The organism is Streptomyces sp. NPDC090077 (assembly GCF_044747545.1).
Taxonomy (GTDB): Bacteria; Actinomycetota; Actinomycetes; order Streptomycetales; family Streptomycetaceae; genus Streptomyces.
In genome coordinates this window covers 30483-57095 of sequence record NZ_JBIVEG010000005.1, presented here as the reverse complement: position 1 = coordinate 57095, position 26613 = coordinate 30483, and the positions used below count along the sequence as shown (strand labels likewise).

Annotated in this window: 29 protein-coding genes; 15 read left to right on the top strand and 14 right to left on the bottom strand. The window is 73.3% G+C overall.

The genetic code is table 11. The features are described 5' to 3' along the window. Positions 1 to 83: 83 nt before the first annotated feature. Together ACIPW5_RS10790 and ACIPW5_RS10785 are read right to left on the bottom strand one after the other, a co-directional pair. Positions 84 to 878, bottom strand: a complete 795-nt coding sequence (locus ACIPW5_RS10790; protein ID WP_401243264.1) for a tyrosine-protein phosphatase — start codon at positions 876 to 878, stop codon at positions 84 to 86. 94 nt (positions 879 to 972) lie between these two features. Further along, positions 973 to 1557, bottom strand: a complete 585-nt coding sequence (locus ACIPW5_RS10785) for a rhomboid-like protein (protein WP_401243262.1) — start codon at positions 1555 to 1557, stop codon at positions 973 to 975. A 92-nt stretch (positions 1558 to 1649) separates the two neighbouring features. Between ACIPW5_RS10785 and ACIPW5_RS10780 the strand changes: the two genes are divergently transcribed. Next, positions 1650 to 2567 carry a hypothetical protein gene (locus ACIPW5_RS10780; RefSeq protein WP_401243260.1) on the top strand — a complete coding sequence of 306 codons (918 nt, stop codon included), beginning with the start codon at positions 1650 to 1652 and terminating at the stop codon, positions 2565 to 2567. 70 nt (positions 2568 to 2637) lie between these two features. Continuing rightward, positions 2638 to 4101 carry a PepSY-associated TM helix domain-containing protein gene (locus ACIPW5_RS10775; RefSeq protein ID WP_401243259.1) on the top strand — a complete coding sequence of 488 codons (1464 nt, stop codon included), beginning with the start codon at positions 2638 to 2640 and terminating at the stop codon, positions 4099 to 4101. 66 nt (positions 4102 to 4167) lie between these two features. On the opposite strand, the gene ACIPW5_RS10770 is transcribed toward ACIPW5_RS10775, so the two are convergent. The 3 genes from ACIPW5_RS10770 to glnII form a co-directional block, all read right to left on the bottom strand. Further along, positions 4168 to 4779 (bottom strand): winged helix-turn-helix domain-containing protein, encoded by a 612-nt coding sequence (locus ACIPW5_RS10770; protein WP_401243258.1) that lies wholly within the window; start codon positions 4777 to 4779, stop codon positions 4168 to 4170. Positions 4780 to 5145: 366 nt separating this feature from the next. Beyond that, positions 5146 to 6108, bottom strand: a complete 963-nt coding sequence (locus ACIPW5_RS10765) for a DUF6891 domain-containing protein (RefSeq protein WP_401243256.1) — start codon at positions 6106 to 6108, stop codon at positions 5146 to 5148. Between the two features lie 88 nt (positions 6109 to 6196). Beyond that, positions 6197 to 7216, bottom strand: a complete 1020-nt coding sequence (gene glnII / locus ACIPW5_RS10760; protein ID WP_401243253.1) for a glutamine synthetase — start codon at positions 7214 to 7216, stop codon at positions 6197 to 6199. A 209-nt stretch (positions 7217 to 7425) separates the two neighbouring features. Here glnII and ACIPW5_RS10755 point away from each other — a divergent pair, with 209 nt between their 5' ends. Then, positions 7426 to 8367, top strand: coding sequence for a Gfo/Idh/MocA family protein (locus ACIPW5_RS10755; protein ID WP_401243851.1), 942 nt, complete (start codon positions 7426 to 7428; stop codon positions 8365 to 8367). A 7-nt stretch (positions 8368 to 8374) separates the two neighbouring features. Here the strand turns inward: ACIPW5_RS10755 and ACIPW5_RS10750 are convergent, their stop codons facing one another. Continuing rightward, positions 8375 to 8920, bottom strand: a complete 546-nt coding sequence (locus ACIPW5_RS10750; protein ID WP_401243251.1) for a hypothetical protein — start codon at positions 8918 to 8920, stop codon at positions 8375 to 8377. A 636-nt stretch (positions 8921 to 9556) separates the two neighbouring features. On the opposite strand from ACIPW5_RS10750, the gene ACIPW5_RS10745 reads away from it, so the two are divergent. Next, positions 9557 to 10480 carry a GDSL-type esterase/lipase family protein gene (locus ACIPW5_RS10745; RefSeq protein ID WP_401243249.1) on the top strand — a complete coding sequence of 308 codons (924 nt, stop codon included), beginning with the start codon at positions 9557 to 9559 and terminating at the stop codon, positions 10478 to 10480. 608 nt (positions 10481 to 11088) lie between these two features. On the opposite strand, the gene ACIPW5_RS10740 is transcribed toward ACIPW5_RS10745, so the two are convergent. Beyond that, the gene (locus tag ACIPW5_RS10740; RefSeq protein ID WP_401243246.1) at positions 11089 to 11550 is read right to left on the bottom strand and encodes a hypothetical protein; all 462 of its coding nucleotides are present in this window, start codon (positions 11548 to 11550) and stop codon (positions 11089 to 11091) included. A gap of 191 nt (positions 11551 to 11741) precedes the next feature. Continuing rightward, positions 11742 to 11894 (bottom strand): Scr1 family TA system antitoxin-like transcriptional regulator, encoded by a 153-nt coding sequence (locus ACIPW5_RS10735; protein WP_401243243.1) that lies wholly within the window; start codon positions 11892 to 11894, stop codon positions 11742 to 11744. 125 nt (positions 11895 to 12019) lie between these two features. On the opposite strand from ACIPW5_RS10735, the gene ACIPW5_RS10730 reads away from it, so the two are divergent. Beyond that, positions 12020 to 12328, top strand: coding sequence for an ATP-binding protein (locus tag ACIPW5_RS10730; protein WP_401243240.1), 309 nt, complete (start codon positions 12020 to 12022; stop codon positions 12326 to 12328). Here ACIPW5_RS10730 and ACIPW5_RS10725 read toward each other — a convergent pair. Next, positions 12318 to 12755 (bottom strand): MarR family winged helix-turn-helix transcriptional regulator, encoded by a 438-nt coding sequence (locus ACIPW5_RS10725; protein WP_401243238.1) that lies wholly within the window; start codon positions 12753 to 12755, stop codon positions 12318 to 12320. The two genes, ACIPW5_RS10730 and ACIPW5_RS10725, sit on opposite strands and share 11 nt — an antisense overlap. A 62-nt stretch (positions 12756 to 12817) precedes the next feature. Here ACIPW5_RS10725 and ACIPW5_RS10720 point away from each other — a divergent pair, with 62 nt between their 5' ends. Next, positions 12818 to 13681 carry an alpha/beta fold hydrolase gene (locus ACIPW5_RS10720; protein ID WP_401243235.1) on the top strand — a complete coding sequence of 288 codons (864 nt, stop codon included), beginning with the start codon at positions 12818 to 12820 and terminating at the stop codon, positions 13679 to 13681. Between the two features lie 5 nt (positions 13682 to 13686). Here the strand turns inward: ACIPW5_RS10720 and ACIPW5_RS10715 are convergent, their stop codons facing one another. Beyond that, positions 13687 to 14826, bottom strand: a complete 1140-nt coding sequence (locus tag ACIPW5_RS10715) for an alpha/beta hydrolase (RefSeq protein ID WP_401243849.1) — start codon at positions 14824 to 14826, stop codon at positions 13687 to 13689. A gap of 213 nt (positions 14827 to 15039) precedes the next feature. Next, complete coding sequence (locus ACIPW5_RS10710; RefSeq protein WP_401243233.1) at positions 15040 to 15423, bottom strand: ArsC/Spx/MgsR family protein; 384 nt, start codon at positions 15421 to 15423, stop codon at positions 15040 to 15042. Between the two features lie 106 nt (positions 15424 to 15529). Here ACIPW5_RS10710 and ACIPW5_RS10705 point away from each other — a divergent pair, with 106 nt between their 5' ends. Continuing rightward, the gene (locus tag ACIPW5_RS10705; RefSeq protein WP_401243231.1) at positions 15530 to 15787 is read left to right on the top strand and encodes a hypothetical protein; all 258 of its coding nucleotides are present in this window, start codon (positions 15530 to 15532) and stop codon (positions 15785 to 15787) included. 50 nt (positions 15788 to 15837) lie between these two features. Here the strand turns inward: ACIPW5_RS10705 and ACIPW5_RS10700 are convergent, their stop codons facing one another. Both ACIPW5_RS10700 and ACIPW5_RS10695 read right to left on the bottom strand, forming a co-directional pair. Next, on the bottom strand, positions 15838 to 16764 hold the full coding sequence (locus ACIPW5_RS10700) for a nuclease (RefSeq protein WP_401243228.1): 927 nt from the start codon (positions 16762 to 16764) through the stop codon (positions 15838 to 15840). A gap of 52 nt (positions 16765 to 16816) precedes the next feature. After that, positions 16817 to 17920: a PP2C family protein-serine/threonine phosphatase gene (locus ACIPW5_RS10695; protein WP_401243225.1), complete on the bottom strand. Its 1104-nt coding sequence runs from the start codon at positions 17918 to 17920 to the stop codon at positions 16817 to 16819. Between the two features lie 76 nt (positions 17921 to 17996). On the opposite strand from ACIPW5_RS10695, the gene ACIPW5_RS10690 reads away from it, so the two are divergent. The 3 genes from ACIPW5_RS10690 to ACIPW5_RS10680 all read left to right on the top strand — a co-directional run bounded on the left by ACIPW5_RS10690 (position 17997) and on the right by ACIPW5_RS10680 (position 21418). Next, the gene (locus ACIPW5_RS10690; protein WP_401243223.1) at positions 17997 to 18686 is read left to right on the top strand and encodes a VIT family protein; all 690 of its coding nucleotides are present in this window, start codon (positions 17997 to 17999) and stop codon (positions 18684 to 18686) included. Between the two features lie 389 nt (positions 18687 to 19075). Further along, positions 19076 to 19969: a TIGR01777 family oxidoreductase gene (locus ACIPW5_RS10685; protein WP_401243221.1), complete on the top strand. Its 894-nt coding sequence runs from the start codon at positions 19076 to 19078 to the stop codon at positions 19967 to 19969. 174 nt (positions 19970 to 20143) lie between these two features. After that, on the top strand, positions 20144 to 21418 hold the full coding sequence (locus tag ACIPW5_RS10680) for an FAD-dependent oxidoreductase (protein ID WP_401243219.1): 1275 nt from the start codon (positions 20144 to 20146) through the stop codon (positions 21416 to 21418). 51 nt (positions 21419 to 21469) lie between these two features. Here the strand turns inward: ACIPW5_RS10680 and ACIPW5_RS10675 are convergent, their stop codons facing one another. Continuing rightward, positions 21470 to 22909: a regulator gene (locus ACIPW5_RS10675; protein WP_401243217.1), complete on the bottom strand. Its 1440-nt coding sequence runs from the start codon at positions 22907 to 22909 to the stop codon at positions 21470 to 21472. 173 nt (positions 22910 to 23082) lie between these two features. Between ACIPW5_RS10675 and ACIPW5_RS10670 the strand changes: the two genes are divergently transcribed. From ACIPW5_RS10670 to ACIPW5_RS10650, 5 genes are all read left to right on the top strand, one after another. After that, on the top strand, positions 23083 to 23394 hold the full coding sequence (locus tag ACIPW5_RS10670; RefSeq protein WP_401243215.1) for a hypothetical protein: 312 nt from the start codon (positions 23083 to 23085) through the stop codon (positions 23392 to 23394). A 76-nt stretch (positions 23395 to 23470) separates the two neighbouring features. After that, complete coding sequence (lipB, locus tag ACIPW5_RS10665) at positions 23471 to 24283, top strand: lipoyl(octanoyl) transferase LipB (RefSeq protein WP_401243212.1); 813 nt, start codon at positions 23471 to 23473, stop codon at positions 24281 to 24283. 110 nt (positions 24284 to 24393) lie between these two features. After that, positions 24394 to 25341 carry a lipoyl synthase gene (lipA, locus tag ACIPW5_RS10660; protein WP_401243209.1) on the top strand — a complete coding sequence of 316 codons (948 nt, stop codon included), beginning with the start codon at positions 24394 to 24396 and terminating at the stop codon, positions 25339 to 25341. A gap of 243 nt (positions 25342 to 25584) precedes the next feature. Next, complete coding sequence (locus ACIPW5_RS10655) at positions 25585 to 25782, top strand: hypothetical protein (protein WP_401243206.1); 198 nt, start codon at positions 25585 to 25587, stop codon at positions 25780 to 25782. Between the two features lie 10 nt (positions 25783 to 25792). After that, entirely contained in the window at positions 25793 to 26491 is a 699-nt protein-coding gene (locus ACIPW5_RS10650) for a DUF4191 domain-containing protein (RefSeq protein WP_401243204.1), read from the top strand. The last annotated feature ends 122 nt before the right edge of the window (positions 26492 to 26613 follow it).

Below are 26613 nucleotides of genomic sequence, written 5' to 3'. Positions count from 1 at the left end.
ACCCGTTCGGGCGAATTCCGTGTTTCAGGGTGTCCGCGGCGGGTTGCCGGGTTCCGCCCGGTACGGCCCGTCGGGCGTGCCGCTCAGGCGACGAGCTTCGCGCGCAGCGCCGCCACCGTCTCCTCGGAGACGCCGAGGCCCTCGTGCACGTACTTCTCCATCGAGCCGTAGCGGACGCGGACCTCGTCCAGGCCCGCCTCCAGGTAGGAGGGGAACACCCCGATCAGGGCCAGCGCGATGTCCGGGTCCCCGCCCGCGGCGGTGAAGCCCTCGATCATCGGGGCGAAGGCCTGCTTGACCGCCGGGTTCACCGACAGGTATTCCGCCATCAGGGTGTCGTCGTCGGCGCCGAGCAGCGAGAGGACCACCGTCGCGCCCCAGCCCGTACGGTCCTTGCCGGCGGTGCAGTGGAAGAGCAGCGGGCCCGCGTCGGGGTCGGCGGCCTCGGTGAGCAGCGTGCGGTACGCGGCGTGCGCGGACGCGGTGCTGACGAAGGAGCGGTACACGGAGCCGAACAGGGCCTGGGCCTTGCCGCCGCCCAGGTGCTCCTCGGCCACCGCCGGGTCGCCGAGCAGGTCCTTGAGCTGGGCGGCGGCCGGCATGCGGTGGTCGCTCATCTTGTCGGCCAGCACGTCGCGCACCAGCAGCCGGACCCCGTCGGGTATCCGGTCGGGGTGGTCGGCCCGCTCGGCGTCGCTGCGCAGGTCGATGACGGTCCGCAGGCCCAGTGCCGCCACCACCGGGTCGGCGTCGGGGTCGAGCCGGTCGAGGGCGCCCGCGCGCAGCACGAGGCCGGGGCGGACGGTGCGGCCGCCGGTGAGCGGGGTGCCACCGAGGTCGCGGAGGTTGGCGACGGTGGTGGAGGGGGTGGCGGTCATCGTGGCGGCTCCAGCGGTGAGGCTCGTTCGTGCAGGACGTGTCCGGGCGTGGTGTGGATGTGGGTGGTGTGCCCGGCGGTGCTCGTGCGTGATGCTAGGTATGTGCGATTTTCCGACGGTTTGATCCGGAAAGACAATCGATGGCGACCGACAGCCCTATCCCCACGCCCAGCGCCACGAGGTGGCCGGCGTCGGTGAAGGTCCGCCCGCGCCGCAGCACCGGCTGCGCGGCGAGGGCCAGCAGCCCCGCGCGGGCCGCGTTGCGGACCGTCCCGCGCGGCAGCGCCGAGGTCAGGGCGCCGAGGACGGCGTTGAACCCGTAGCTCGTGCCGACGTCCAGGGCCCGGCGGGTCTGCCGGTCGGCGCCGCGGCGCAGGGCGCCGTAGACGAGCAGGGTCGCCGTGGCGTGCCCGAAGAGGAAGACGGCGGCCGTCCACCACGCCCCGTACGCGTACTCCGCGTAGCCCAGTACGGCGACCAGCAGCAGGGCGTACGGCAGCGGCATGGGTTCCTCGACCACGAAGGCGCTGCTCAGCAGCGTCTCCCAGTGGCCGGAATCGAGGTTGTCGACGTTCGTCGAGCAGGCGCGCAGCACCCGTTCCCGCTCGGCCGGGTCGAGCCGTTCGAGGGCGTGGGCGCCGAGCTGGACGCCGCCCGCGTAGGCCGCTCCCAGCGGCAATGACCATGACCATGGCGATGGATTCACCGGACCATGATCGGATACGGCCCTCTTGCGGGCGGCAGCGGGCCCCGTGAGACGATGACCGGAACATGACTGAAACCCCACCCCGCGCTCCGCTGCGCGGTACGCGGGCCGCGATGTTCGCGGCCGTGTGCGTGGCATTGGGTGCGGTGGGGCATTCGTACATGTCCGGGATGAATGTCCCCCTCGGCAGCCTGCTGGCCGCCTTTGCCGCGACCGGCGCCCTCGCCTGGGCCGCCGCCGGACGGCGCTGCGGACCGGCCGGGATCACCGCCGCGCTGCTCGCCGTCCAAGGGGTCCTCCACCTCGCCTTCTCCGCCGGCCAGTCCTCCGGACACGGGCACGGCCACGCCGCCCACGCGCCGGCTCCGGCCGACCTGCCCGAGCCGATGCCCGGACATCACCACGTGCCCGGCATGCGGATGGGCACCGGCGCGACCACGGACGGCATGGCCGGCATGGCCGGCACGGGGGACGTCGCGGGCCTGGGCGACACGGCGGGCGGCATGGCCGACATGGCCGCCATGGCGGGGCACGGCGGGCTCGGGATGATCGCCGCGCACGTCCTCGCCGGGGTCTTCTGCGCCGCCTGGCTCGCCTGGGGCGAGGCCGCCGTGTTCCGGCTCGCCGGAGCCCTCGGCGCCACCGCACTGCTCGCCGCCCGGCCGCTCGCCCGCGTCCTCGCACTGCTGCGGACCCGGCGGGCCCCCGAACAGGCCCCGCCCGCGCACCGCCCCGCGTACGAACCCCCGCGCCGGCTGCGCGGAGCCGTCCACGCCCACACCGCCGTCCGCCGCGGCCCGCCAGGGTGGCGCGACACCCGCCACACGGCCCCGAAGCCGTGTCGCCAGAGCCCCGCCCGGCCGACGGCCCCCGCCGCGCACGCACACCGCGCCGCCGCGGGCCGCCGGTGCGCCCCTTCGCGCGCGCACGCACCGGCCGCAGCGGCACCGGCGACACCCGTTCCGCACCCCGCGCGCGCCTGACCGGCGCGCCCCTGGGCGACGCGCGGAACACGGGGCCCATCCCCCTGTTCCGCCGAACCCCAGGACCGACATGTCCCTTGACGAACTCCAAGGCGGCCCCGCGCGGGACGCCGAGGTGACCGAAGCCCCGGCCGGGCCCGCCCGCCGCACCGGCGCGGGAGGCTGGGCCGCCCTGCGCCCGCTGCTCCTGCGCATGCACTTCTACGCGGGACTGCTGATAGCCCCGTTCCTCTTCCTCGCCGCCGCCACCGGACTGCTCTACGCCGGCTCCTGGCAGGCCGAGCGCATCCTCTACTCCCACGAACTGACCGTCGACGCCGTCGGCGAGGCCGCCCTGCCGCTCAGCGCCCAGACGAAGGCCGCCCAGGGCGCCGCCCCCGACGGCAAGGTGCTGGCCGTGTGGCCCGCGCCCGAGGCGGACGCCACCACCCGGGTGATCATGGAGAAGCCGGGGCTCGGGGAGGGCGAGACCCTCACCGTCTTCGTCGACCCCTACACCGCCGACGTGCGCGGGCAGCTGACCACCTCCGGTGACGCCCTGCCGCTGCGGGCCTGGCTCAGCGAGTTCCACGCGAGCCTCCAGCTCGGGGAGTTCGGCCGCAACTACAGCGAACTCGCCGCCAGCTGGCTCTGGGTGGTCGCCCTCGGCGGCCTCGCCCTGTGGATCGGCCGCCGCCGCGCCCGCAAGGCCGACCTGGTCCTGCCCGACCGCAAGGCCACCGGCCGCCGCAAGACCCTCTCCTGGCACGGCACCGTCGGCCTGTGGGCCACCGTCGGCCTCGTCGGTCTCTCCGTGACCGGCCTGACCTGGTCGAACTACGCCGGCGAGAACATCGGACAGCTCCAGGACCGGCTCGGCGGAGCCACCCCCTCCGTCGCCGCCAAGCTGAACCCGGGCGCGGGCGCCGACGGCGGCGACGAGCACGCCGGACACGTCATGACCGAGGGCATGGAGATGCCCCCGCCGGCCCCCGTCGCCGACATCGGCATCGACCGCGCGGTGGAGGCCGCCCGCGCCGCCGGGGTCACCGAGTCCCTGCGCGTCACCCTGCCCGCCAAGGGCAAGGGCTACGTCGTCAAGGAGAACGACAAGACCCTGCCGGTGCACCTGGACTCCGTCGCGGTCGACCCCGCCGACGGCCGGGTCATGGACACCCTGCGCTTCGCGGACTACCCGCTGCCGGCCCAGCTGACCCGCTTCGGCATCGACCTGCACATGGGCCTGACCTTCGGCATCGCCAACCAGCTCGCGCTGGCCGCCCTCGCCGTCGCGGTGATGTTCCTCGTCGTGTGGGGCTACCGGATGTGGTGGATGCGCCGCCCCACCAAGGAGAACCGCCGCTCGGTCGGCCGTCCCCAGCCGCGGGGCGCCTGGCGCAGGCTGCCGGTGACCGTGCTGCTGCCGTTCGCCTGCGCGACGGCGGTCGTGGGCTGGTTCGTCCCGCTGCTCGGCATCAGCCTGGTGGCCTTCCTCCTGATCGACCTGGCCGTCGGCTTCGCCGCACGCCGTCGCGGGGCGAACGCCGCCGCGTGACGCGGGCCTGAACGCCGGTGGGCCCGTACGCGTGCGACGCGTACGGGCCCACCGTCATGCCGGACGTCAGGGCGTGTACTTGTAGCCCACCCGGCGGACGGTCTGGATCGCCCCGCGGTGCGCCGTCCCCAGCTTGCGGCGCAGCCGGGCGATGTGGACGTCGACGGTCCGACCGTCACCGACGTGCCCGTAGCCCCACACCGTGGTCACCAGCTGGTCCCGGCTGTGCACCCGGTGCGGGTGCGCCACCAGGTGGGCGAGCAGCTCGAACTCCAGGTAGGTCAGGTCCAGCAGCTCGCCGTCCACCTCCGCCGTGCGCTGCGCGGAGTCGATCCGCACGAGCGCGTCTCCAGTGGTCGTCGACGGCTCGGACCCAGGCTGGGCGTGCGGGACCGGTCCGGCGACGGGCACGGGGACGGACTGCGGCGCGAAGGCGATCTGCTGCTGGTCGGCCGGTACGAGGACCAGGTAGCCGACCATCGGCGGCTGGCCCGGCAGGGTGGGAACGGCGTGCTGGGGCGCGGGCAGCCAGGTGGCGCCCGGCGGGAGCAGGTCCACCACCCGGGCCACCTCGTCCCGGTCCACGGCGCGCAGCCGGTGGCGGGGACTGGGCGGGAAGGGCAGGGGAGCGGAGGTCGCAGCGGAGGCGGCAGAAGCGAAGGAACGGGTGTTCGTCATGAGTGGTCAGCTCTTTCACGCGGAGTGATCGGCAGAAGACGTACGTGTGCATGTGCGAGTGCACGTAGTCGTTGCGTACCGCGCAGACCGAAGGCCCCGGGGCGGGTCTGGTGAGAGGGTCCCGGAGGCTTTAGAGGGCCGGCGCGTTCTCGGCGAGGCGACACACCCGGTCGAAGTCGTGATCCTGACGGGACGGCCAGAACGGCTCCAGGTCGCTGCGACCTGTCGGGAAGTACGAATGGCTGGCCATGGGCGCCATTGAAGCAGAAACAAGGGGCCCGGGGCAGGTTGCGTCTCACCTGCTGGATCGGAATCTCATATTCCGTCGTCAAGTCTTCGTCAGGCCGTCACAATCCCGACATACCGTCAGCCGGAAAGTCGCTTCCGCCAGTCCAGTCCCGTCACGCGTATCGCATCGTGGGCCGATCCGTCCCACGCCCACGACAGGCCCTCGCCGTCCAGCGCCGCGACCACCTCCCGCCCCACCGAGGCCGTCAGCTCCTCGTCGGGCTCGAAGCCCCCGTAGAGGAGCCAGAGGTCCCCGCCGTCGGCCGCTCCCTCCGTGCACTGCGAGTGGAAGAAGACGAACCCGCGCGCGCCCTCCTCGGCCTCGGCGTGGATCTCCCCGAGACCGCAGGTGCGGCAGCAGGTGAAGTTCTCCCGCGCGGTGATCCCGCTCGCGTCGAGCGCCCCGAACGCCCGCGCCAGCCGCTCCGGGTCGGTCTCACCCGTCCAGCCGGCCTGCTCCGCGACCCGCTCCCGCCACAGCCGGTCCACCAGCTGCGCCGCCTGCGCCCGGGACACCGGCCTCTCGTCGCCGGACACCAGGTACTCCTCGGCGTCCTCCGTCAGCACCGCCCGGTCTCCGTACCCGCAGCGCAGCCACCCCCGCACGGCTTCGCCCAGCTCCTCCTCCACCTCCGGCGCGAGCGGAACCACCTCCTCGACCGGAAAGTCCAGCCGCTCCCAGGCGGGTCCGCGGTCCCAGCCCTCCTCCCGGGCCGCCCAGCGGAGCATCACCTCCACGACCTCCTGCGCCGTGCCCACGAACGCCTGGAAGTGCCGGTCGGGCGCGCCCGACCGGTGCTCCAACTGGTAGTCGCCACCGGCCTCGTGCCAGACCTGTACGTAGACGTCCGGGTCGTCCGGGACCCGGTTCACGACGAGGAACCGGTCGCCGTCCCCGCCGATGCCCGCCACGAGGGCGGACAACGGCTCGCGGCTGCCGGGGCCGGAGAGGTCGTGGTGGAGGCCGGCTTCGGTGTGGACCCTGACGGGGCCGATCGTGGGGTCGGTGTCGCCGGCGTACGCGGCGTGCTCGGTGCTCATGGGGACACCGTGACAGGCGCCACTGACAACAGCGGCGCCCGCCTCCGGAGCGGAGGGGGCGCCGCCGTTTCCGTCGGGCCGGGGCCGGTCAGACCAGGCCGTCACGCTCCAGGCCGGTGCAGCAGGTGTCCGTGATGAGGCGGGTCACCACGTACGGGTCCACGTTCGCGTTCGGGCGGCGGTCCTCGATGTACCCCTTGCCGTCCTTCTCCACCTGCCACGGGATGCGGACCGACGCGCCGCGGTCCGAGACGCCGTAGCTGAACTCGTTCCACGGGGCCGTCTCGTGCAGGCCCGTCAGGCGCTCGTCGATGCCCGCGCCGTAGTTCTTGACGTGGTCCAGCGGCTTGCTGCCCTCGCCCAGCGCCTCGCACGCCGAGATGATCGCGCGGTAGTCCTCGCGCATCGCCTTCGTGGAGAAGTTGGTGTGCGCGCCCGCGCCGTTCCAGTCGCCCTTCACCGGCTTCGGGTTCAGCGTCGCCGACACGCTGTGGTCCTCGGCGGTGCGGTACAGCAGCCAGCGCGCGATCCACAGCTGGTCGGAGACCTCCAGCGGGCCCAGCGGGCCGACCTGGAACTCCCACTGGCCCGGCATGACCTCGGCGTTGATGCCGGAGATCTCCAGCCCGGCGGCGAGGCAGTGGTCCAGGTGCTTCTCGACGATCTCGCGGCCGAAGATCTCGTCCGCGCCGACACCGCAGTAGTAGCCGCCCTGCGCCGCCGGGAAGCCGCCCACCGGGAAGCCGAGCGGGCGGTCGCCGTCGAAGAAGGTGTACTCCTGCTCGATGCCGAAGATGGCCTCCTGCGGGGCGAACTTCTCCGCGACCGGCCGCAGCAGTGCGCGGGTGTTCGACGCGTGCGGGGTCATGTCGATGTTGAGGACCTCGCACAGGACGAGGACGTTGTCCCCGCCGCGGATCGGGTCCGGGCAGGAGAAGACGGGCTGGAGGACCCGGTCCGAGGCGTGGCCCTCGGCCTGGTTCGTGCTCGAACCGTCGAAGCCCCAGATCGGCAGCTCCGCACCCGCCGCGATGATCTTCGTCTTGGAGCGGAGCTTCGCCGTCGGCTCGGTGCCGTCGATCCAGATGTACTCGGCCTTGTAGCTCACGGGACCATCCTGACTCTTCGGGTGCGGCTGCGGGTGCTGCGGTGCGCTGCGGTGCGCTGCGGCGTTGACCGCAGCGTGCCCCGTGGCGATTTCTCATCCGTTGCCCAGGTGTGAACCCCGTGTTACCGGGGTTTACCCCGCAGGTGGGGTGGCTTGTTCGAGTCGGTCGCCGTACATTCGTCCGAGTGCGGCAGACTGAGCGGGTGAGCATTTCGTATGATTTGAACTCTCCTGGTGACGGCCCGGCCGAAGGCCCCCGCCGCACCCGTCCCCGCGTCGGCCTGCTCGGCACCGGCCCCTGGGCCCGCCGCACCCACGCCCCCGCCCTTGCCGCGCACGCCGGCTCCGAATTCGCCGGAATCTGGGGCCGGCGCCCCGAAGCCGCGGCCGAGCTCGCCGACGCCCACGGGGTGAAGGTGTACGAAGACCCCGACGCGCTCTTCGCCGACTGCGACGTCGTGGCCTTCGCCCTGCCGCCCGACATCCAGGCCCCGCTCGCCGTGCGCGCGGCCGCCGCGGGCTGCCACCTGCTGCTCGACAAGCCCGTCGCCACGACCGTGGAGGACGCCCGCGCCATCGCCGACGCCGCCACGGCGCACGGCGTCGCCTCCGTCGTCTTCCTGACGCTGCGCTTCGCCGAACCCACCGCCGGTTGGGTCCGCGAACAGGCCGGGCGCACCGGGTGGTTCACCGCCTCCGCGCACTGGCTCGGCGCGGTCTTCCCGCCCGACGGCGAACCCAGCGCGTACGCCGACTCGCCCTGGCGCAAGGCCAAGGGCGGCCTGTGGGACGTGGGCCCGCACGCCCTGTCCGTTCTGATCCCGGTGCTCGGCGAGGTCACCGCCGTCTCCGCCACCCGGGGCCCGTCCGACGTGGTCCAGCTCGCCCTGCGACACGCCTCCGGGGCCGCCAGCACCGCCGTGCTCAGCCTGGGCGCGCCGCGCGCGGCCGCCGGGGTCGGGCTGGAACTGCGCGGCGCCGAGGGCGTCTTCTCGCTGCCGGACTGGAGCGACGTACCGGGCGCCTACGGACGCGCCCTGGACGCACTGCTCGACGCCGCCCGGACGGGGGTGCCGGACCCGCGCGGGGCGGAGTTCGGGGCCCGGCTGACGGAGATCCTCACGGAGGCGGAGCGGCAACTGGCTACTTGATCACCCGCTACTTGATCAGGGCGTTGGCCACGATGATCACCAGCCCGATCGCGGCGTCCGCCAGGCCGATGAGCAGCGCCGAGGTGATCCGGTAGCCGCACCGCAGCGCCACGAAGGCGCCCCAGGCGAACAGCAGCGCCGTGTTCAGCCCGAGCCCGACCGCCGTCACCCCGTACGGCTCCCAGTGCGCGGCCGCGGCGAGCAGGAGCAGGAGGACGGTGGGGAGGGTGGCCACGATCATCGGCCACTCGTCCCACAGGGCCCGGCCCAGCAACCGCCACCGGTGCGCGGCGGAGCCGGCCTGGTGGTCGGCCATGTGGTGCGCGTAGCCGTGCGCGAGTGCACCGGCGGCGGCGGTGACCAGGATCCAGCAGGCGTCGTAGAACGGCGTGTACTCCCCGCCCCGCTGGTCGAGCGCGGCCAACAGCCCACTGGCCACCACGGTCCCGTACACCCCGCCGAACATCCAGTCGGCCCCGCGCCGGCGCGGGTGGACGGGGCGGGGGGTGGGGGTGTCGGGGGCAGGGGTGTCGGGCGTGGCTTGCTCGGCCATGGAGGCGTCCTTTGGTGCGCGTTCGTCCGTGTTTGTTCCTCCGGCCACCCTAGTGGGGCGGGTGTGGGGGCGAGATGAAGGCGGGGGCGGGGCCGTGGGGGCCGGCATCCCCCCGGCCCGGATCAGGGAGGGCTTGGGGGTTTCCCGGCAGTCCATCGTCCTTCCGTGTCGGGCCGGTCCCTCAAGGGCGCTCCCTGCGGTCGCGTCGCTGCGCGATGTCGCTTCGCTCCACCCTTGACCGACCGACCCGCCCCGGAAAGCCGAAAGACTGCCGGGAAACCCCCAAAACAACGGTCACGGGGCAGAGACCGGAGGGACGGGCCCGTCAGCGACGAGACGAGGAGCCGGGGGTACGACACCCTGCACGAAAGGCCGACCAGAGCCCCCTGCCGACCACCCAAGCGCAGCAGATCGCTACGCGCTCCTCCCGTCTCGGCGTCCGGCGACCGCCTTGGGCCGATGCCTGCACCAAAAGTCGATCAGAGCGGTGCGGAAGCGCAGGGGCGCGACAGATCGCTACGCGCTCCTCCCGTCTCGGCGTCCGACGACCGCCTTGGGTCGATATCCGCACAAGGCAGGAGAACGGACTGGGTACGGTGATCACACAGCTGATCGATTCCTGAAGAAAGCGTCATCGTGAGCGATTCGCGCCCCCACCACCTGTTTTCGTTCGGCACGCTGAGGGACCCGAAGGTCCAGAAGACCCTCTTCGGTCACGAAGTGCCCAGCAGCCCCGCGTCGCTGGCCGGCCACACGACCAGGACGCTGAAGATCACCGACCCGGACGTGATCGCCGCCAGTGGCCTGGACGTCCACCTGATCCTGGAACGGAAGCTCGGCAGCGTCGTCGAGGGAGCCGTTCTCCACCTCACCGACGAGGAACTCGCGGCAGCCGACGACTACGAGGTCGACGACTACGCGCGACGCCGGGTGGTCCTCGCCTCCGGCGAGAGCGCCTGGGCCTACCTGGACGCGAAGCCGCTGCGCCCGGCGGCGCGGATCGTGATCGTGGGCGACAGCATCGCCTACGGCCGCTGCGATCCGGAGGGCGGATGGGCCGCCCGTCTGGCCGCTTCCCACATCGCCGAGAACGAGTCCGCGAACCGCCTGTTCAACCTCGCCATACCCGGCACCACCCTGGTGGCCGTCAGCGAGCAGACGCCCGCCCTGCTGCCCCCTCGCCTGCCGGACACCCTCCTGCTCGCCGCAGGCATCAACGACTCCGCCGTCCCCCTCGCGACGCCGGATACGGATGGGCTGAGCGACATCCTGCACGGTCTCGACGCGCTCTCGACCACCGCCCACGCCCACAACGCGCGTCTGGTCGTCCTGGGCCCGATCTGGCTGGACGAGGAGCGTACGGGTGACTACGAGGGTCTCCGCTTCACCCTGGACCGGGCCCTGACCCTGCGGGAAACCCTGCGGACCTGGTGCACCGACCACCACGTCGACTTCGTCGACATGTGGGAGCCCCTGCGCGACAGGCCCGACCTCCTCGTCGACGGCATCCACCCCACGCCCGAAGGCCACCAGGCTCTCTACGAACACCTCGCCGGCTGACCGCTTCAGTCTTCTGCCCCGTCCGGCGTCCGTAGTGCGGCGCACTGCTCTGATCGACCTTTGGTGCGGGTATCAGCCCAAGACGGCCGCCGGACGCCGAAACCTGGGCAGCGCGTAGCGATCTGACGCGCCCGTGCACCTCCTGGCCGACCTGGTCGACTTTTGGTGCGGGTATCGGCCCAGGACGGCCGCCGGACGCTGAGATATGAGGAGCGCGTAGCGATCTGCTGCGGGTGGCCGCGCCCCGGCCCGGGACGGGGATGTGGCGGCTCGGATGCACGGCGGGCCGGGGCCCGGCCCCTCGCTCGTCGCTGACGGGCCCGTCCCTCCAGCCTCTGCCCGGTGACCGTTTCTTTGGGGGTTTCCCGGCAGTCTTTCGGCTTTCCGGTTCGGGCCGGTCGGTCAAGGGTCGCCGAAGGCGATCGCGTAGCGACGCGACGAAGGAGCGCCCTTGAGGGACCGGCCCGAACCGGAAAGCCGAAAGACTGCCGGGAAACCCCCAACCCTCCCTGAGACCGCCCCAGGGCGTACCGCCGTTCCCGGCCCCGTCCGGCATGGGAAGGGCCCCGCCGGTCAACGCCGGACGGGGCCCTCCGCACCGCTTGCCGTCAGTCGCCGGTGTTGGTGGCCCAGACGGGGCGGCCCGAGCCGTCGTAGACGACGGCGTTGCCGTCGTCCTGGACCGCGAGGTAGCGGCCCTTGTTCCAGGTGCCGGCGGCCCAGACGGGGGTGCCGGAGCTGTCGTAGACGACGAAGTTGCCGTCCTCCTGCATGATCGCGGTCGCGGCCCTGGGCCGGACGTTCGGGGCCTGCCAGACCGGGCGGCCGTCCTTGTAGAGCACGAAGTTGCCGTCCTCCTGGACCCGGAGGATGGCCCGGCCGTTGCCGGAGGTCCAGGCCTGGTTCTGGCGGATGGTGGAGGGGGCGTAGAAGTGGGCGTCGCGCCGGAAGGCGTTGGCGGACGCGGCGGTGTTGGCGGGGGTCGCGTCGGCGGCCGGCACGGCGGTCAGGACGGGCAGGAAGGCGAGGACGAGCGCGGGCAGACCGCGCCTCACGAGGTTCTTGATCATGGCGACCGTTCTAGGCGCCCCGCCCATCCCCGCGACAGCGCAGAAACGACGGCCTCACTCGTTCGGCCCATCCCTTTCACCAGCAGAAACGCCACTTCGCCTCTGGTGTGCGGCTGGGGATCGCTGTGACGCCGCCGAGGACTGGTGTTGCCTGCCTGCCGCAACTTGGCTCACTGGTGGGTGCGGGCTGCTCATGGCAGGCTCTTCATCTGGTTTCGGATGAGTTCCACACTCTGCTGCGTCGGAAGGGCCTCGCCCTCCAGGTCTCCGAACGCTCGCACGGCAGCTCGCACATCCTCGGGCTCCGTGATGATCCGTGCGGTGCGGTAGGAGTCGATGCACACGGACTGCACATGCGTGGGCGAGGTCAGGAGTCACCGGGCTGGACGCCGCCCTCCAGGGCTTCGTCTTCGTCCAGCGGTTCAGTGCCACCCCGCGCGGCGCCCGCCTCGCCCGGCATCTCGCGCTCGTGCAGCTGCACGCCTGGGGGATCCCCCACGGCACCGGGGTCGCCGGCGACGTCGGCCTCGTCATCGCCGAGCTCGCCGGCAACGCCGTGACGCACGGGCGGGTGCCCGGGCGGGACTTCGAGCTGCGGGTCACCCGCCTCGATGTCGCGGTCCGCGTCGAGGTGTCCGACGGGCGGCGGGACCGGCGGCCCCGCCCTACGGAGAACGGGTACGGGCTCCGGCTCGTCGGGGCCGTTGCCGCCGCCTGGGGCGTCTGTGACCGGCTGGTCGGGAAGACCGTGTGGGCGGAGTGCGCCCTCAGGGGGTGAAGGCCGCGCGGGCCGCCGTCAGGAAGGCGCGGATGGTCTCCCGCTCGGCGGGGGAGAGGGGGGCCAGGGCCTGGACGACGCCGTCCAGCATCGGGCCGAAGAACTCCCGCCCCAGTGCGACCGCCCCCGGGGTGACCCGTACCAGTACGCGGCGGCGGTCGTCCGGGTCGCGGACGCGTTCCACGTGGCCCAGGCGCTCCAGGCGGTCCACCACCGCCGTCGTACCGGCGGAGTTGAGGCCGAGCCGGGCGCCCAGCAGGCCCGGGGTGGCGGGTTCGGCCGCGCGGGCTGCGTCGAGGAGGCAGACCAGGGCCCGTACGTCGGTCGGGTGCATGCCGTTGGCGGCGGCGAACTCCGCTTGCCGGAGGCCGAATTCGACGGTCACCGCGCGCAGCAGGTGCACCAGTTCAAGGTTGTCGTCCACCATGCCTCCAGCCTAGTATCTCTCGCTGAGCGAGATTATCGCCCATCGAGGGATTGGAGTAGGTCATGTCCCGCACCCCCTTCCGCACCGCCTACGACGAGACGCTCGCCCGGTGGCCCGGCCCCGTCGAGGCCCTCGACGTGCCCACCCCCTACGGGGTCACCCGGGTCAACGGCTGCGGTCCCGTCGGGGCCCCGCCGGTGGTGCTGTTGCCCGGCGGTGGGGCCACCTCCACCGTGTGGGGGGCCTGCGTCGCGGCCGGGCTCGGGCGGAGCCGGCGGGTGTACGCCGTTGACCTGGTGGGGGAACCCGGGCTCAGTGTTCCGGCGTCCGGGCGGCCGTTGCGCCGTGTCGGGGACCTCACCGCCTGGTTCGACGCGCTGCTCGACGGGCTCTGCGGCCTCGACGGCCTCGGCGACCGCCCCGTGACCCTGGCCGGGCACTCCTACGGGGCCTGGATCGCCGCCCACGCAGCAGCCCACGTCGCCGCCCGGCGGCCCGGCCGGCTGGACCGGCTCGTGCTGCTCGACCCGACCCAGGTCTTCGCCGGGCTGCGTCCCGGCTACGTGCTGCGGGCGCTGCCGATGCTGGTGCGGCCCACCCCGGCCCGGATCCGGTCCTTCCTGGCCTGGGAGGCCGCCGGGGCGGCGTTCGACCCCGCCTGGGCGCGGGTCCAGGAGGAGGCGGCCGCCTTCCCCACCGTGCGGCCGGTCACCGGCCCGCGCCCCGACCTCGCCGGGCTCGGGGAGCTGCCGGTGGAGGTCCTCTTCGCGGGGCGGGCGCGCTGCCACGACTCCCGCAAGGTCGCGGAGGCCGCGCGCCGGGCGCTGCCGGGCGCGCGGGTCGACGTCATGGACGGGGTCCCGCACCACGCGATGCCGCTGACCGCGGCCGGGGAGATCGCCGGGCGTCTGGCCCCGGTGGCCTGAAGGCCTCAGCCGCCGCTCGGCTTCGGGCCCTTCATGACCTTGCTGAGGGCCGCCAGGCCCTGTTCCCTCATCCCGCGGACGTAGTCCCAGCCGTTGTGGTCGCCGCCCTGGATCTCGTACAGGTCGATCTTGATGGGGCCCTTGCCGTTCTCGCGCTGGAACTTCTCCAGCCGGTCCCGGCCGCCCTCCTTCGTCCCGTACTGGAAGTTGACGTACACCTCCGGGCCCTTCGACTGGATCAGCTTCTGGGCCAGCTTGGCGGGGTCGTTCGCGTCCATCTCCGCCTTGTTGTTCTTCCACAGCGGGGAGTCGGGCGCGGTCTCGCCGCCGTTCGCGATCACGCCGCGGAACTTCTCCGGGTGCTGCATGACCTGCTTGAGGCCGACGAAGGCGCCGGAGGAGTTGCCCATGATCGCCCAGCCGTCGCGGGACTTGTAGGTGCGGAAGTTGGCCTTGGCGAGGTCCGGGACGTCCTCGGCGATCCAGGTGCCCATCTTCGGCTGCCCGGGGATGTCGGAGCCGTCGTAGTAGTACTTGTTGTCGGGGTTGAGCAGCGGCATGACCAGGATGAAGGGCAGGCTCGTGCCCTTGGCGGAGAACTCCGCTATCGCCTTCTGGAGGCCGATGTTGGGCATGGTCGCCCAGTAGTTGTCGGGGTAGCCGTTGCCGCCGGGGAGGGCGATCATCACGGGGAAGGCGCTGTTGGCGTACTTCGGGTCGTCGTATTCCTTGGGCGTCCACACCCAGACGTCGCCCTCGAAGCCGGACTTGGCACCCTTGAGCCGGGTCTTCGATATTCGGGTGCCGTCGTCGAGCTTGCTCGACTGCTTGAACTGTGCGGCGGGGCCCGTCGGGAGCGAGATGTCCGGGTCGGGGCCGGTCGGGGCCGCGCTGCCGCCGCCCGCGTCCTTGCCGGGGGCCTTGGGCTTGGCGAAGGTGACGTCTTCGCCGTTGCCGTCGAACCAGTCCGTTCCCCAGTACGCGTACCCGCCCCCGCCGGCGAGCAGCGCGGTGATCACGGCGGCGCCGATCCAGAGCTTGGCCCTGGACCGCTTCGGGCGGCGCGGGCCGAACGGCGGCTGCCCGCAGTGCACGCACAACGGCTCCGCGCCGGAGCCGGGGCCGGGACCGTGGCCGTGGCCCATGGGCGATTGCCCGTACGACGGCTGCGGCTGCTGCGCGTACGGCGATGTCTGCGGGTACTGCTGCTGCACGAACTTCACTCCGAGCGGTCGGGGCTGCCCAGCGGGCGAGCGGAGGTATCTCCTTGTCAGTCCTGATGGGAGAACGTACCGTCCGGTTGCAGATCAGACAGAATTTGCCGCATTTGTTCAGTTATGGATGGCCGTCCGCAGGGGTCATCCGCGGGTGCCGCCCGACCGGGACAGGGCCTCGCGGACCGCTTCCTCCGAGCGGGCGACCACCGCCGTGCCGTCCTCGGCGGTGATGATCGGGCGCTGGATCAGCTTCGGGTGGGCGGCGAGGTGGGCGATCCAGCGGCCCCGCGCCTCCTCGGTCCCCTCGCGCGGCAGGTCCCGTACGCCGGTCTCCTTCGCGAGGGCGTCGGAGGTGCGCGTGATGTCCCACGGCTCCAGACCGAGGCGGCCCAGCACCTCGCGGATCTCGTCCTCGGACGGCACGTCCTCCAGGTAGCGGCGCACCGTGTAGTCGGCGCCCTCCGCGTCCAGCAGGGTCAGCGCGCTGCGGCACTTCGAACAGGCGGGATTGATCCAGATCTCCATGCCCGCAAGGGTAGTCAGACTCCGTCCGGCCAGGGCTTTTGTCAGTGCCCCCCGGTAAAATCGAAGGAGAACGACAGGAAGCCAACTACCGTTTGGGAGGCTGTAGATGGCCGCTGCCGCGATCATTTCGATGCCCAAGAAGAAGCCGCTGCCGGCGGGCCTGCCCCGCGAGTGGTACGAGAACCACAACCGCCGCCTGAAGGCGATGCGGCTCGCCATCTCCCTGCTCGACTCGGGGACGTACGAAGCCAAGCGCGCGACCAACCGCAAGATACGCACGATGGCGGTGCGGGTGGGGATCCACCGCCCGTCGAACGTCACCTGCCGGATGGTCCGGGCCTTCATCGTGGCCAACGGGGGCTGAGGTGCCGGGGCGGCGGCCCGCCGGCGGGGGAATGGCCGGCGGGCCGCCGCTCACCTCTCCACGAAGACGATGTCCATCGGCGCGTGGGTCATCCTCACGACCTGCCCGTCGACCTCGACGACGTGGTGCATGCCGTTGAACACGCCCGGCCTGCCCTGGATGTAGAAGCGGTCCTCCCAGGCCCCCGCCAGGTAGGCGCGGAAGCAGGCGAGGGACGGGTTCCTCGGCTCCAGGTCCAGGTAGTCCTTCAGCCGGCGGAAGAGCTTCGGGAGGATCACGGCGCCGTCGTCGGCGGTCAGCGAGGCGAGCCGGGTCACCTCGGCCCCCTCGAGGGTCCGGTCCTCCTTCCACACGCCCTTCTCGGCGTCCCGGGCCGCCGCGGCCGCTGCGTTGAGGGAGGCGCGCAGCACCTCGGAGAACCCGCTGTAGTAGGTGGGGTAGACCAGGCCGTCCTTGATCAGCTGGTGGTTGACCGTCTTCTCCAGCGCCTCGGCGTCCACGTCGACCTCGTAGCCGTTGAACGCGGGCGGCAGGCCCTTGCCGACGAGGGCCACGCACCGGCCGAAGACGTCGGCGCCGCGGGTGAGGATCCAGCCCTGGACGGTCTCCGGGATGGTGCTGGTGATCTTCTCGCCCTCGTCGCCGGTCACGGTCCCGCCTCCGGCCGTGTCCCCGGCCCGGTGGAAGTCGGTGAAGCCGACCGCCTTCAGGAGGGCGTCCGCGGCCGCGTGCGCCAGGGGGAGGGGCTGGTGCTGCACGCCGGAGGGCGAGTTCCGGTCGCCGTAGTGGGTCTCCAGGGCGTCGATGCTCTCCAGCCGGATGGAGGCGCTGCCGAAGGCCCCCGGCACCACCGGCCGGGGGCCCGGCACGCGCTTCCAGTCGGCCACGTCGTCCGGGGTGAAGGAGAGGGTGTCCCCGTCGGGTTTGGTGCCCTTCGCGCGGAAGGTTCCCCTGATCAGCAGCATCGGCATGGACATGGCGGCTCCCACGGGTGTCGGGACGAGGACGCTCAGTGCATGCCCCCTGAAACTAGGCGGGCCCCGCACCGCCCGGCAACCGCTGTTCGGGCGACAGCAGCAGCAGCGCCACGTCGTCGCGCGGGCCGCCGCCGGTGAAGGCCGCGAGGTCCCGCCACACCGCCGGGACCAGGCCCGCCGGGTCCTTCGCCAGCACCGGGACCCGGACCGCCAGCGGGTAGAAGTGCCCGGCCGCGTCGCGCGCCTCGGTCACCCCGTCCGTGTGCGCGAGCAGCCGGTCGCCCGGCAGCAGCGGCAGCTCGGCCACCTCCGCGAGGGCCGGCCCGGTCAGTCCCAGGCCCAGCGGGGGACCCGGCTCCACGGCCACCTCCGTGACCGCGAAGTCCCGCAGCAGCAGCGCCGGCGGATGCCCGCACGACACGATCCGTACGAGGTCCAGCCCGGGCGGGAACTCCAGCAGCAGGGCCGTCGCGAACAGCTCCGGGTGCGCCACGGACGCCGCGGCCGCGTCCGCCACCAGCCGCCGGTCCAGCCGGGCCGCGACCGCCGCGAGCTCCCGGTCGTCCAGGACCGCCTCGCGGAACGCGCCGAGCAGCGAGGCCACCGTCCCGACGGCCGCCAGCCCGTGCCCCTGCACGTCCGCGACCACCGCCCGCACCCCGTACGGCCCGGCCCGTACGTCGAACAGGTCGCCGCCGACCAGCGTGCCCCGCTGGGCGGCCCGGTAGAGCCCCGCGCAGCGCACCGGGCCCACCCGCTCCGGCACCGGCGGCAGCACCGCCAGCTGGGCGGCCTCGGCGACCGTCCGGACGCTGACCAGCTGGGTGTCCCGGCGCCGCCGCACCCAGGCGATGACCATGCTGAGCAGCCCGACGGTGGCCACGGTGGCCAGGTCGCTGCCCCGCGCGTGCCCCACCCTCAGCTCGGGCACGCCCAGCAGGAGCAGCACGAGCACGGCGTAGACGGCGGTGCCGCCGGGGCCGTAGGCGAAGGCGGCCACGGCGGGCAGGGCCGCGAGGAAGTAGCCCAGCTCCTCCGTGCGGGTGGACCACTGGGTGAGGCAGAGCGCGACCAGGGCCACCGCGGGCGCGATCCGGGCCCAGCGCGGCGGCGGTGCCCCCTGCAGCCAGCCCGGCTCCTCCCGTCCGCGTCTCACCCCTCCACCCTGGTACGCCGTCCCGGGCCGCGCACGCCGGGTGGCCCTGCCGGGCGGGGGCCGCGACAGTGGTGGCGTGGCGGACACGCAGAGCGCGGCGATCAGCACCCGGCTGAACTGGCTGCGGGCGGGGGTGCTCGGCGCCAACGACGGGATCATCTCCACCGCCGGCCTGGTCGTCGGCGTCGCCGGCGCCACCACCTCCCGCACGGCGATCCTCACGGCGGGCGTGGCCGGGCTGCTCGCGGGCTCGCTGTCGATGGCGGCGGGGGAGTACGTGTCGGTCAGCTCCCAGCGGGACTCCGAACGGGCGGCGCTGGAGGTGGAGCGGCAGGAGCTGGCGACGGAGCCGGAAGCGGAGCTGGACGAGCTGACGGACCTGCTGGCCGCGCGGGGCCTGAGCCGGGACCTGGCGCGGGAGGCCGCCGAGCAGCTGACGGAACGGGACGCGCTGCGGGCGCACGCCCGGGTGGAGCTGGGCATCGAGCCGGACGAGCTGGCGAACCCCTGGCACGCCGCCCTCGCCAGCCTGGTCGCCTTCACGGTGGGGGCGGTGCTGCCGCTCCTGGCGGTGGTCCTGCCGGGGGCGTCGTGGCGGGTGCCGGTGACGGTGGTGGCGGTGCTGGGGGCGCTGACGCTGTGCGGGGTGGTGAGCGCCCGGCTGGGCGGCGCGCCCGTTCCGCGGGCGGTGTGGCGCAACGTGGTGGGCGGGGCCGTCGCCATGGGCGTCACGTACGCGGTGGGCCACGGCCTGGGCTCCGCCTGAGCCGGCCCCTTGTGACGGCGCCGCTGCGCCTGCCTCCGGCCGTCGGGCTGGGGGCGGGGCCGGTGGGTTGCCGCTGCGCGGGGCCCCCAGGGGCTCCTCCGCCCCCGGACCCCCGCGCCTCAAACGCCGGCGGGGCTGGAATTCGCTGCGCGAATCCAGCCCGCGCGGCGTTTGAGCGCACCGGGCGCGGAGCGTCCGGTACCGGGGTCAGGGGCAGCGCCCCTGGGAACGGTGGAAGGGCGGGTAGGGGACCCAGCCCCGCGCAGCGGCACACCACCCGCACCCGGCCCACCCCCCCCGCCACCCGAACCGGCCCCGCCCGGCAGGCCGACGGACGGAGTCCGGCGCAGCCGCGCGAGCGGCGCGTGGGAAATGGGCACACTGGCCGCATGCGCATCGCCATCACCGGAGCCTCCGGACTCATCGGCAAGGCCCTCGTCCGCTCCCTCCACGCCGACGGCCACGAAACCGTCCGCTTCGTGCGGCGCGCCCCCGCCCGGGAGGGGGAGGCGCGATGGGATCCCGGCAGCGGGTACGTGGACCCCGAGGGGCTGCGCGGGTGCGACGCCGTCGTGCACCTCGCCGGGGCCGGCGTCGGGGACCACCGCTGGACGGAGGCGTACAAGCGGGAGATCCGCGACAGCCGGGTGCTCGGGACCGCCGCCGTCGCGCGGGCGGTGGCGGCGCTCGACGAGCCGCCGGGCGTCCTCGTCTGCGGGTCGGCCGTCGGGTACTACGGGGACACCGGCGACCGGGCCGTGGACGAGAGCGCCCCCGCCGGGCGGGGGTTCCTGCCCTCCGTCTGCGTCGAGTGGGAGGCGGCCGCCGCCCCCGCCCGGGAGGCCGGGATCCGGACCGTGTTCGCCCGCACCGGGCTGGTGGTCGCCGCCGGGGGCGGGGCCTGGGGGCGGATGTTCCCGATCTTCCGGGCCGGGCTCGGCGGGCGGCTCGGCAGCGGCCGCCAGTACTGGTCGTTCATCTCCCTGCACGACGAGGTCGCCGCCCTGCGGTTCCTGATCGGAACGCCCGGACTGTCCGGGCCCTTCAACCTCACCGCCCCGCAGCCCCTGACCAACCGCGAGGTCACCGCCGCCATGGGCCGCGTACTGCACCGCCCGGCCCTGTTCGCCGTCCCCGCGCCCGCCCTGCGCCTCGTGCTCGGCGAGCTCGCGCAGGACGTGCTGGGCAGTCAGCGGGCGCGCCCCGCGCGGCTGATGGAGTCCGGGTTCACGTTCACGTACCCCGGCATCGAGGACGCGATCAGGGCGGCCGTCAACAAGTAAAGGAACGAGTAAAGGCAGGAGCAGGGGCGCGATCGTGTGCGACCGTTCGTGACCCGTGTGCGACCGTCGTGCGACCGGAGTTGTGCGCAATCCCCACCCGGACTCGGGTTCTCCTGGAGCCCGTTGGGGGAAGGAGGATCCCCACACAGCCGCGCCGACCTCGGGGAGGGGCACGTGCTCAGCAGCTCACACCATGCCGCACATCACGCGGACGTCGTCATCGTAGGAGCCGGAGTCTCAGGACTCGCGGCCGCGCACCACCTGATCGCGGCGGGGGTCACCGTCAGCGTCCTGGAGACCGCCGACGACCCCGGCGGCCGCATGGCCACCGAATCGGCCGACGGGTTCCGGCTCGACCGGGTCGGCCAGCTCCTCAACACCGCCTACACCGAACCGGCCCGCACCCCGGGCCTGACGGGCCTGGTCCTGCGGCCCTTCGCCCCCGGCGTCCTGGTGCACGGAGCCGACGGCAGGCAGCAGCGGGCCGGGGCCCTGACCCCCGCCCGCGCGCTCGCCAGCGGCTCCCTCGACCAGGCCCGCTTCAGCGCTGCCCTCGCCCGGCTCGCCGCGCTGCCCCTGGAGCGCGTCCTCGCCCGGCCCGAACGCACCGCCCTCGCCACCCTCGGCTCCCGCGGCCTGCCCCCGCGCACCGTGACCGGCATCGTGCGACCCCTGCTCTCCACCCTGCTCCGCGACCCGGAGCTGACCACCTCCAGCCGCGTCGCCGACCTCGCGCTGCGCACCTTCGCCCGGGGCCGCCTCGCCGTGCCCGAGGGCGGCGCCGCCACCCTGCCCGGCCTGCTCGCGGCAGCCCTGCCGCCCGGCACGGTCCGCACCGGGATCCGGGTGCGGTCGGTGGCGACCAACCTCGTCACCACCGAGGAGCACGGCGACTTCGGCTGTCGCGCCGTCCTGCTCGCCACCGGCGCCCGGGCCGCCGCCGGACTCCTCCCGGGGCTGCGCGTACCGGCCTTCCACGAGGTCACCGTCATCCACCACGCGACCCCCGAACCCCTGTCCTGGGACGGCTCCCTGCTCCTGGACGCCGACCCGAAGTGGCCGCTCGCCCACACCACCGTGATGAGCGCCGTCGACCCCACCCGGGCCCCCGCCGGCCGCAGCCTGGTCACCACCACCGTGCACGGCCCGCCGCCGCCCGCCCGGACGGTCGCCTCCCGGCTGGCCCGGCTGTACGACACCCCGACGCGGGACTGGGAGCTGCTGGCCGTCCACCACACCCCGGAGGCCGTCCCGGCGATGCCCCCGCCCCACGACCGGCAGCGGCCCGTCCGGGTCCTGGCCGGGCTCTACGTCTGCGGGGACCACCGCGACTCCAACACCGTCCAGGGCGCCCTGCACTCCGCCCGCCGCGCCGCGACCGCCCTGCTGCGCGACTTCGGCATCCCGCTGCCCGCCCTGCCGGAGCCCGCCCTCCCGGCGGCCGCCTGAAACCACCGGCCACGGGCCCGGCCCCCGCACGGGGGGCCGGGCCCACCCCGGTCAGCTCAGCGCCGACACCCGGTCCCGGTACGTCCGCACCGCCGAGGCGTCCCGGTACGGCTCCAGCCGCCGCTCGAAGTCCCGTACGTACTCCACCGCGCGCACCGACCGCATCTCCATCGCCTGCTGTGCCGCCTCCGCCCCCAGGGCGCACGCCTGGTCCAGCTCGCCCAGCCCCAGCCGCGCCGTGGCCAGCACCACCCGGCAGAACAGCCGCGAGCGCGCGAAGCCCGGCGCCCGCAGCTGGAGCGAGCGCTCCGCGTGCTGGGCCGAGGCCCGGTACTGCTGGAGGTCCCGGTGGCAGTGCCCGAACTCGTCCGCCAGCTGCCCCTCGTCGAACAGCCGCGCCCAGTGCGGTACGTCGTCCCCCGGCCGGGCCGCGCCCAGCGCCCGCTCCGCCCGCACCAGCGAGGCCGTCGCCGCCCGCACCTCGCCCAGCACCGCGTGCCCGCGGGCCTCCGAGGCGTGCAGCAGCGACTGCACCACCGGCGGCGGGCCCGACCCCACGCCCTGCTGGGCGACCCGGGCCAGCTGCACCGCCTCCCGGCCGTGCCCCAGGTAGACCGCCTGGCGGCTCATGGTGATCAGCACGTAGGACCCGTACGGCCGGTCCCCGGCGGCCTGCGCGAGGCGCAGCGCCTGGACGAAGTACCGCTGGGCCAGCCCGTGCGCGGCGATGTCGTACGAGGTCCAGCCCGCGAGCCGGGTCAGGTCGGCGGCCGCGGCGAACAGCCGGCGCCCGGTGGTCTCCCCGTAGGTGCCGCGCAGCATCGGCTCGGCCTCGTGCTCCAGGTAGCGCACCAGCGCCTGCCGGGCGTGGCCGCCGCCGTAGGTGTGGTCCAGGGTCCGGAACAGCTCGCTCACCGAGCGCAGTGCCGCGATGTCCCCGCTGGTCACCCGCTGCCCGGGCCCGCGGTCGATCTGCCGCTGCCGGGGGACGGAGGCGCGGCCCTGGGCGGGCACCCGGTGCGCGGCGGGGTCGGCGCCGCGGCCGACGCGTTCGTCGGCCCGCCCGATGAGCCAGTCCCGGCTGGGCACCACCAGCCCGGCCGGGGTGAAGGCGATCTTGCGCAGCTCGGCGTGCGACCCGGAGTCCTTGCGCCACAGCCCGCTCGCGATGTCCACGGCCTCCTCCGGGGTGGCCGCGAACTCCAGTCCGGCGTAGACGGGAGCGCACGCGTCGAGGCCCAGATCCTGTGCCGACAGCCGCCGCCCGAGGCGCCGCGTGAAGACCTCCGCGATCAGCGCCGGGGTGGTGCCGCGGGGCTGCTGGCCGCGTAGCCAGCGGGTCACGGAGGTTTTGTCGTACCGCAGGTCCAGACCGTGTTCCAGACCGAGCTGGTCGACACGGCGGGCGAGCCCGGCGTTGGAGAACCCGGCTTCCGCGATCAGTGCCGCGAGCTGCCGGTTGGGGACACGCTGGGCAGGTCGTTCGGTCATCGGCTCCACGGTTTCCGTACGTGACGGACCGGAGTCCCGGCCCTGTGAACGGCGTGAATGTAGCGGCCAACTCCGCTCACACCGCCCTCTCTGCCCCACATTCATCCGATCGTGTGCAGAATGGGTAGGGCTCTTTACGGACCGGCCCACCCGGTCCGCGTACGCTGCGCCACATGACCCGCCGTTCCCCCAGGGCCTACCTCCCCGATCCGTACGCGGAGTCCACCGCCCCGCTCCCCGCCCCCGAACTCACCGAGGCGGAGTGCCGCCGCTGCGGCACCCTCATCGCGGGACTGGACGGGCGCTACGCGTGCGGGGTGTGCGGCTGGGTCAACGACCACTCCGAGGGCCACCGCCGGCTGCCGAGGGCCGACGAGGACCCGGACCGGCCGCCCGCGGGCCGCAGGCGCCCCCGCCGGCTGCCGGCCGCCCCGCCGCCGGAGGCCGGGCCGGGGGCCCGAGCGGAGGCCGGGCCGGGGGCCTGAGGGGCCGCCTGGGGGTCGCCGTACTCTTGACCGGTGCGATGGGTGCACACAGCAGGTTCAACGAGGAGGCGCTGCGGTGACTGAGCTTCGGTTTGTCCATCTGGGCTTCGGGCCGGAATCCGTCGAGTACACCGAGGCGTGGGAAGAGCAGCGCCGGGTGCACGCGGCCCGCTTCGCGGACGAGATCGACGACACCTGCCTGATGGTGGAGCACGAGCCGGTCTACACCGCCGGCCGCCGCACCGACCCCAGCGAGCGCCCCCTGGACGGGACCCCGGTCATCGACGTGGACCGCGGCGGCAAGATCACCTGGCACGGCCCCGGCCAGCTGGTCGGCTACCCGATCATGAAGCTGCCCCGCCCCGTCGACGTGGTCGCCCACGTGCGCCGGCTGGAGGACGCCCTCATCCGCACCGCCGCAGACTTCGGCCTGGAGACCACCCGCGTCGAGGGCCGCTCCGGGGTCTGGGTGCTCGGCGACCCCGTGGAGCAGCGCCCGCGGATAGGCGGCCTCTCCCTGGACTTCAGCGCGCCCGCCCAGGACCCGCGCACCGGCGACGACGAGTTCGACGCCCGCCTCTTCGGCCCCGAGTACGCCCCGTCCAACGCCGGCCAGCGCCGCGAGGACCGCAAGCTGGCCGCCATCGGCATCCGCGTCGCCAAGGGCGTCACGATGCACGGCTTCTCCCTGAACGTGAACCCGGACAGCACCTGGTTCGACCGGATCATCCCGTGCGGGATCCGGGACGCCGGTGTGACCTCGCTCTCGTACGAACTGGGCCGCGAGGTCACCATCGCGGAGGTGCTGCCGGTCGTCGAACGGCACCTGAAGGACGTGCTGGAGCAGGCCGAGCTGAAGCCGCGGGAGATCGAAGCCGCCGGGGCCTGAGCCGCCCCGGGAATGCCGCCGGGCGGCCCCCGGTTGCCGGACGTAAGAGCGTACGAATTACGGGCGTACCCTGGTGGGCGCCGAACTATCGAAGTCACAGGGAGCCGGTCGTGTCCGCAGTCGCACCCGACGGACGCAAGATGCTGCGCCTGGAGGTCCGTAACAGCCAGACCCCCATCGAGCGCAAGCCCGAGTGGATCAAGACCCGGGCGAAGATGGGTCCCGAGTACACCAAGATGCAGGCCCTGGTGAAGGGCGAAGGACTGCACACGGTGTGCCAGGAAGCCGGCTGTCCGAACATCTACGAATGCTGGGAGGACCGCGAGGCCACCTTCCTCATCGGCGGCGACCAGTGCACCCGGCGCTGTGACTTCTGCCAGATCGACACGGGCAAGCCCGAGGCCCTGGACCGGGACGAGCCCCGTCGCGTGGGCGAGTCCGTGGTCACCATGGACCTGAACTACGCCACCATCACCGGCGTCGCCCGCGACGACCTGGCGGACGGCGGCGCGTGGCTCTACGCGGAGACCGTGCGCCAGATCCACCAGCAGACGGCCGGCCGCGAGGGCGGCCACACCAAGGTCGAGCTGCTGGCCCCCGACTTCAACGCGGTCCCGGAGCTGCTGGAGGAGGTCTTCGCCTCCCGCCCCGAGGTCTTCGCGCACAACGTCGAGACCGTGCCGCGCATCTTCAAGCGCATCCGCCCCGGCTTCCGCTACGAGCGCTCGCTCGACGTGATCCGGCAGGCCCGCGCCTACGGCCTCGTCACCAAGTCCAACCTGATCCTGGGCATGGGCGAGGAGCGCGAGGAGGTCTCGGAGGCGCTGAAGGAGCTGCACGAGGCCGGCTGCGAGCTCATCACCATCACCCAGTACCTGCGGCCCTCGCCGCGGCACCACCCCGTGGAGCGCTGGGTGAAGCCGGCCGAGTTCGTGGAGCTGGCGAAGGAGGCCGAGGAGATCGGCTTCTCCGGTGTCATGTCGGGTCCGCTGGTCCGGTCCTCGTACCGCGCCGGCCGCCTCTACAACCAGGCCATGGAGAAGCGCGCGGGCGTCTGACCGCCGGGCGATCTGACGCTGTGTGCGTGTGAACTCACGCACAATTCCTACCAATCGGTAACACCGCATAGACGCGGCCCCTAGGCTCTTTTCGTGTGAGGAGCCCGGCGGGCCGCGTCTTTGTTTGCAACGTGTCCATCACATTTGACCGACCGGTCACGCCCTGGTAACACCAGTCAGTGACGCTGGATCCACGCACCGCACACGCAATCGATGCGAGCAGCGAGAGTAGGGGTCGACATCATGCAGGCCGCGCCAGTCCGCGCCATCGCCATTCCGTCCTTCACCGAGGCCTTCCGCGGCCTGGAATCGCTGCTCATGAGCGGTGCCCGGCGCAACGCCTGGACGGCCGTCCTGGAGGACCGCCGCCGGGCGAAGGACCGCGTGGAAACCGAGCACGTACTCGAGGCCGCGGCGACCCGGACCCCGCAGGACACGTAAACTTCGCCTTATGGCGAGGAAGTCAAACGCAGAGACTGCTGCGAACCCCGGGCGACTGAAGCAGATCGCCCTGACGTACAAGATGACGCGCAAGGCCGACCCCAAGGTCGGTCTCATCGTCGCGGGCGTGGGAATCGTCACCTTCGGTGTCTTCCTTGCGATCGGCTTCCTGATCGGCCACCCGGTCTACCTGGGCATCCTGGGCTTCCTGGTGGCGTTCCTCGCGATGGCGATCGTCTTCGGGCGGCGGGCCGAGCAGGCCGCCTTCGGGCAGATGGAAGGGCAGCCGGGCGCTGCCGCGGCCGTACTGGACAACGTCGGACGGGGCTGGACGACCACCCCGGCCGTCGCGATGAACCGCAACCAGGACATCGTCCACCGGGCCGTCGGCAAGGCCGGCGTGGTCCTGATCGCGGAGGGCAACCCGAACCGGGTCAAGACCCTGCTCGCGGCCGAGAAGAAGAAGCTGGCGCGGATCATGCCCGACGTCCCGGTCCACGACTTCATCGTGGGCAACGGCGAGGGCGAGGTGCCGCTCAAGAAGGTCCGCACGACGCTGCTGAAGCTGCCGCGCGTGCTGTCCGGCCCGCAGATCACGCAGGCCAACGACAAGCTGCGGGCCATGGGCGACCTCATGAGCAACATGCCGGTCCCGAAGGGCCCGATGCCCAAGGGCATGCGCATGCCGCGCGGCGGAAAGATGCGCTGACCCCACTCCTCGTATACACACAGGGGCGCCCCCGAGCCGGATGGCTCGGGGGCGCCCCGGTGTGGGTAAAAAACCGTGTGGGCCCGCGGCGGGGTACCCCCCCAGCCCCCCGGGGGGTAGGA

Coding starts and splice junctions, on each gene's coding strand:
- ACIPW5_RS10710 (WP_401243233.1), bottom strand. CDS start 15,423: ATGGAGATCTGGATCAATCCCGCCTGTTCGAAGTGCCGCAGCGCGCTG.
- ACIPW5_RS10780 (WP_401243260.1), top strand. CDS start 1,650: ATGACTGAAACCCCACCCCGCGCTCCGCTGCGCGGTACGCGGGCCGCG.
- ACIPW5_RS10740 (WP_401243246.1), bottom strand. CDS start 11,550: ATGATCAAGAACCTCGTGAGGCGCGGTCTGCCCGCGCTCGTCCTCGCC.
- ACIPW5_RS10790 (WP_401243264.1), bottom strand. CDS start 878: ATGACCGCCACCCCCTCCACCACCGTCGCCAACCTCCGCGACCTCGGT.
- ACIPW5_RS10655 (WP_401243206.1), top strand. CDS start 25,585: ATGCAGGCCGCGCCAGTCCGCGCCATCGCCATTCCGTCCTTCACCGAG.
- ACIPW5_RS10705 (WP_401243231.1), top strand. CDS start 15,530: ATGGCCGCTGCCGCGATCATTTCGATGCCCAAGAAGAAGCCGCTGCCG.
- ACIPW5_RS10715 (WP_401243849.1), bottom strand. CDS start 14,826: ATGGGCCACGGCCACGGTCCCGGCCCCGGCTCCGGCGCGGAGCCGTTG.
- ACIPW5_RS10675 (WP_401243217.1), bottom strand. CDS start 22,909: ATGACCGAACGACCTGCCCAGCGTGTCCCCAACCGGCAGCTCGCGGCA.
- ACIPW5_RS10725 (WP_401243238.1), bottom strand. CDS start 12,755: ATGGTGGACGACAACCTTGAACTGGTGCACCTGCTGCGCGCGGTGACC.
- ACIPW5_RS10750 (WP_401243251.1), bottom strand. CDS start 8,920: ATGGCCGAGCAAGCCACGCCCGACACCCCTGCCCCCGACACCCCCACC.
- ACIPW5_RS10685 (WP_401243221.1), top strand. CDS start 19,076: ATGCGCATCGCCATCACCGGAGCCTCCGGACTCATCGGCAAGGCCCTC.
- ACIPW5_RS10720 (WP_401243235.1), top strand. CDS start 12,818: ATGTCCCGCACCCCCTTCCGCACCGCCTACGACGAGACGCTCGCCCGG.
- ACIPW5_RS10700 (WP_401243228.1), bottom strand. CDS start 16,764: ATGTCCATGCCGATGCTGCTGATCAGGGGAACCTTCCGCGCGAAGGGC.
- ACIPW5_RS10650 (WP_401243204.1), top strand. CDS start 25,793: ATGGCGAGGAAGTCAAACGCAGAGACTGCTGCGAACCCCGGGCGACTG.
- ACIPW5_RS10670 (WP_401243215.1), top strand. CDS start 23,083: ATGACCCGCCGTTCCCCCAGGGCCTACCTCCCCGATCCGTACGCGGAG.
- ACIPW5_RS10765 (WP_401243256.1), bottom strand. CDS start 6,108: ATGAGCACCGAGCACGCCGCGTACGCCGGCGACACCGACCCCACGATC.
- ACIPW5_RS10770 (WP_401243258.1), bottom strand. CDS start 4,779: ATGACGAACACCCGTTCCTTCGCTTCTGCCGCCTCCGCTGCGACCTCC.
- ACIPW5_RS10775 (WP_401243259.1), top strand. CDS start 2,638: ATGTCCCTTGACGAACTCCAAGGCGGCCCCGCGCGGGACGCCGAGGTG.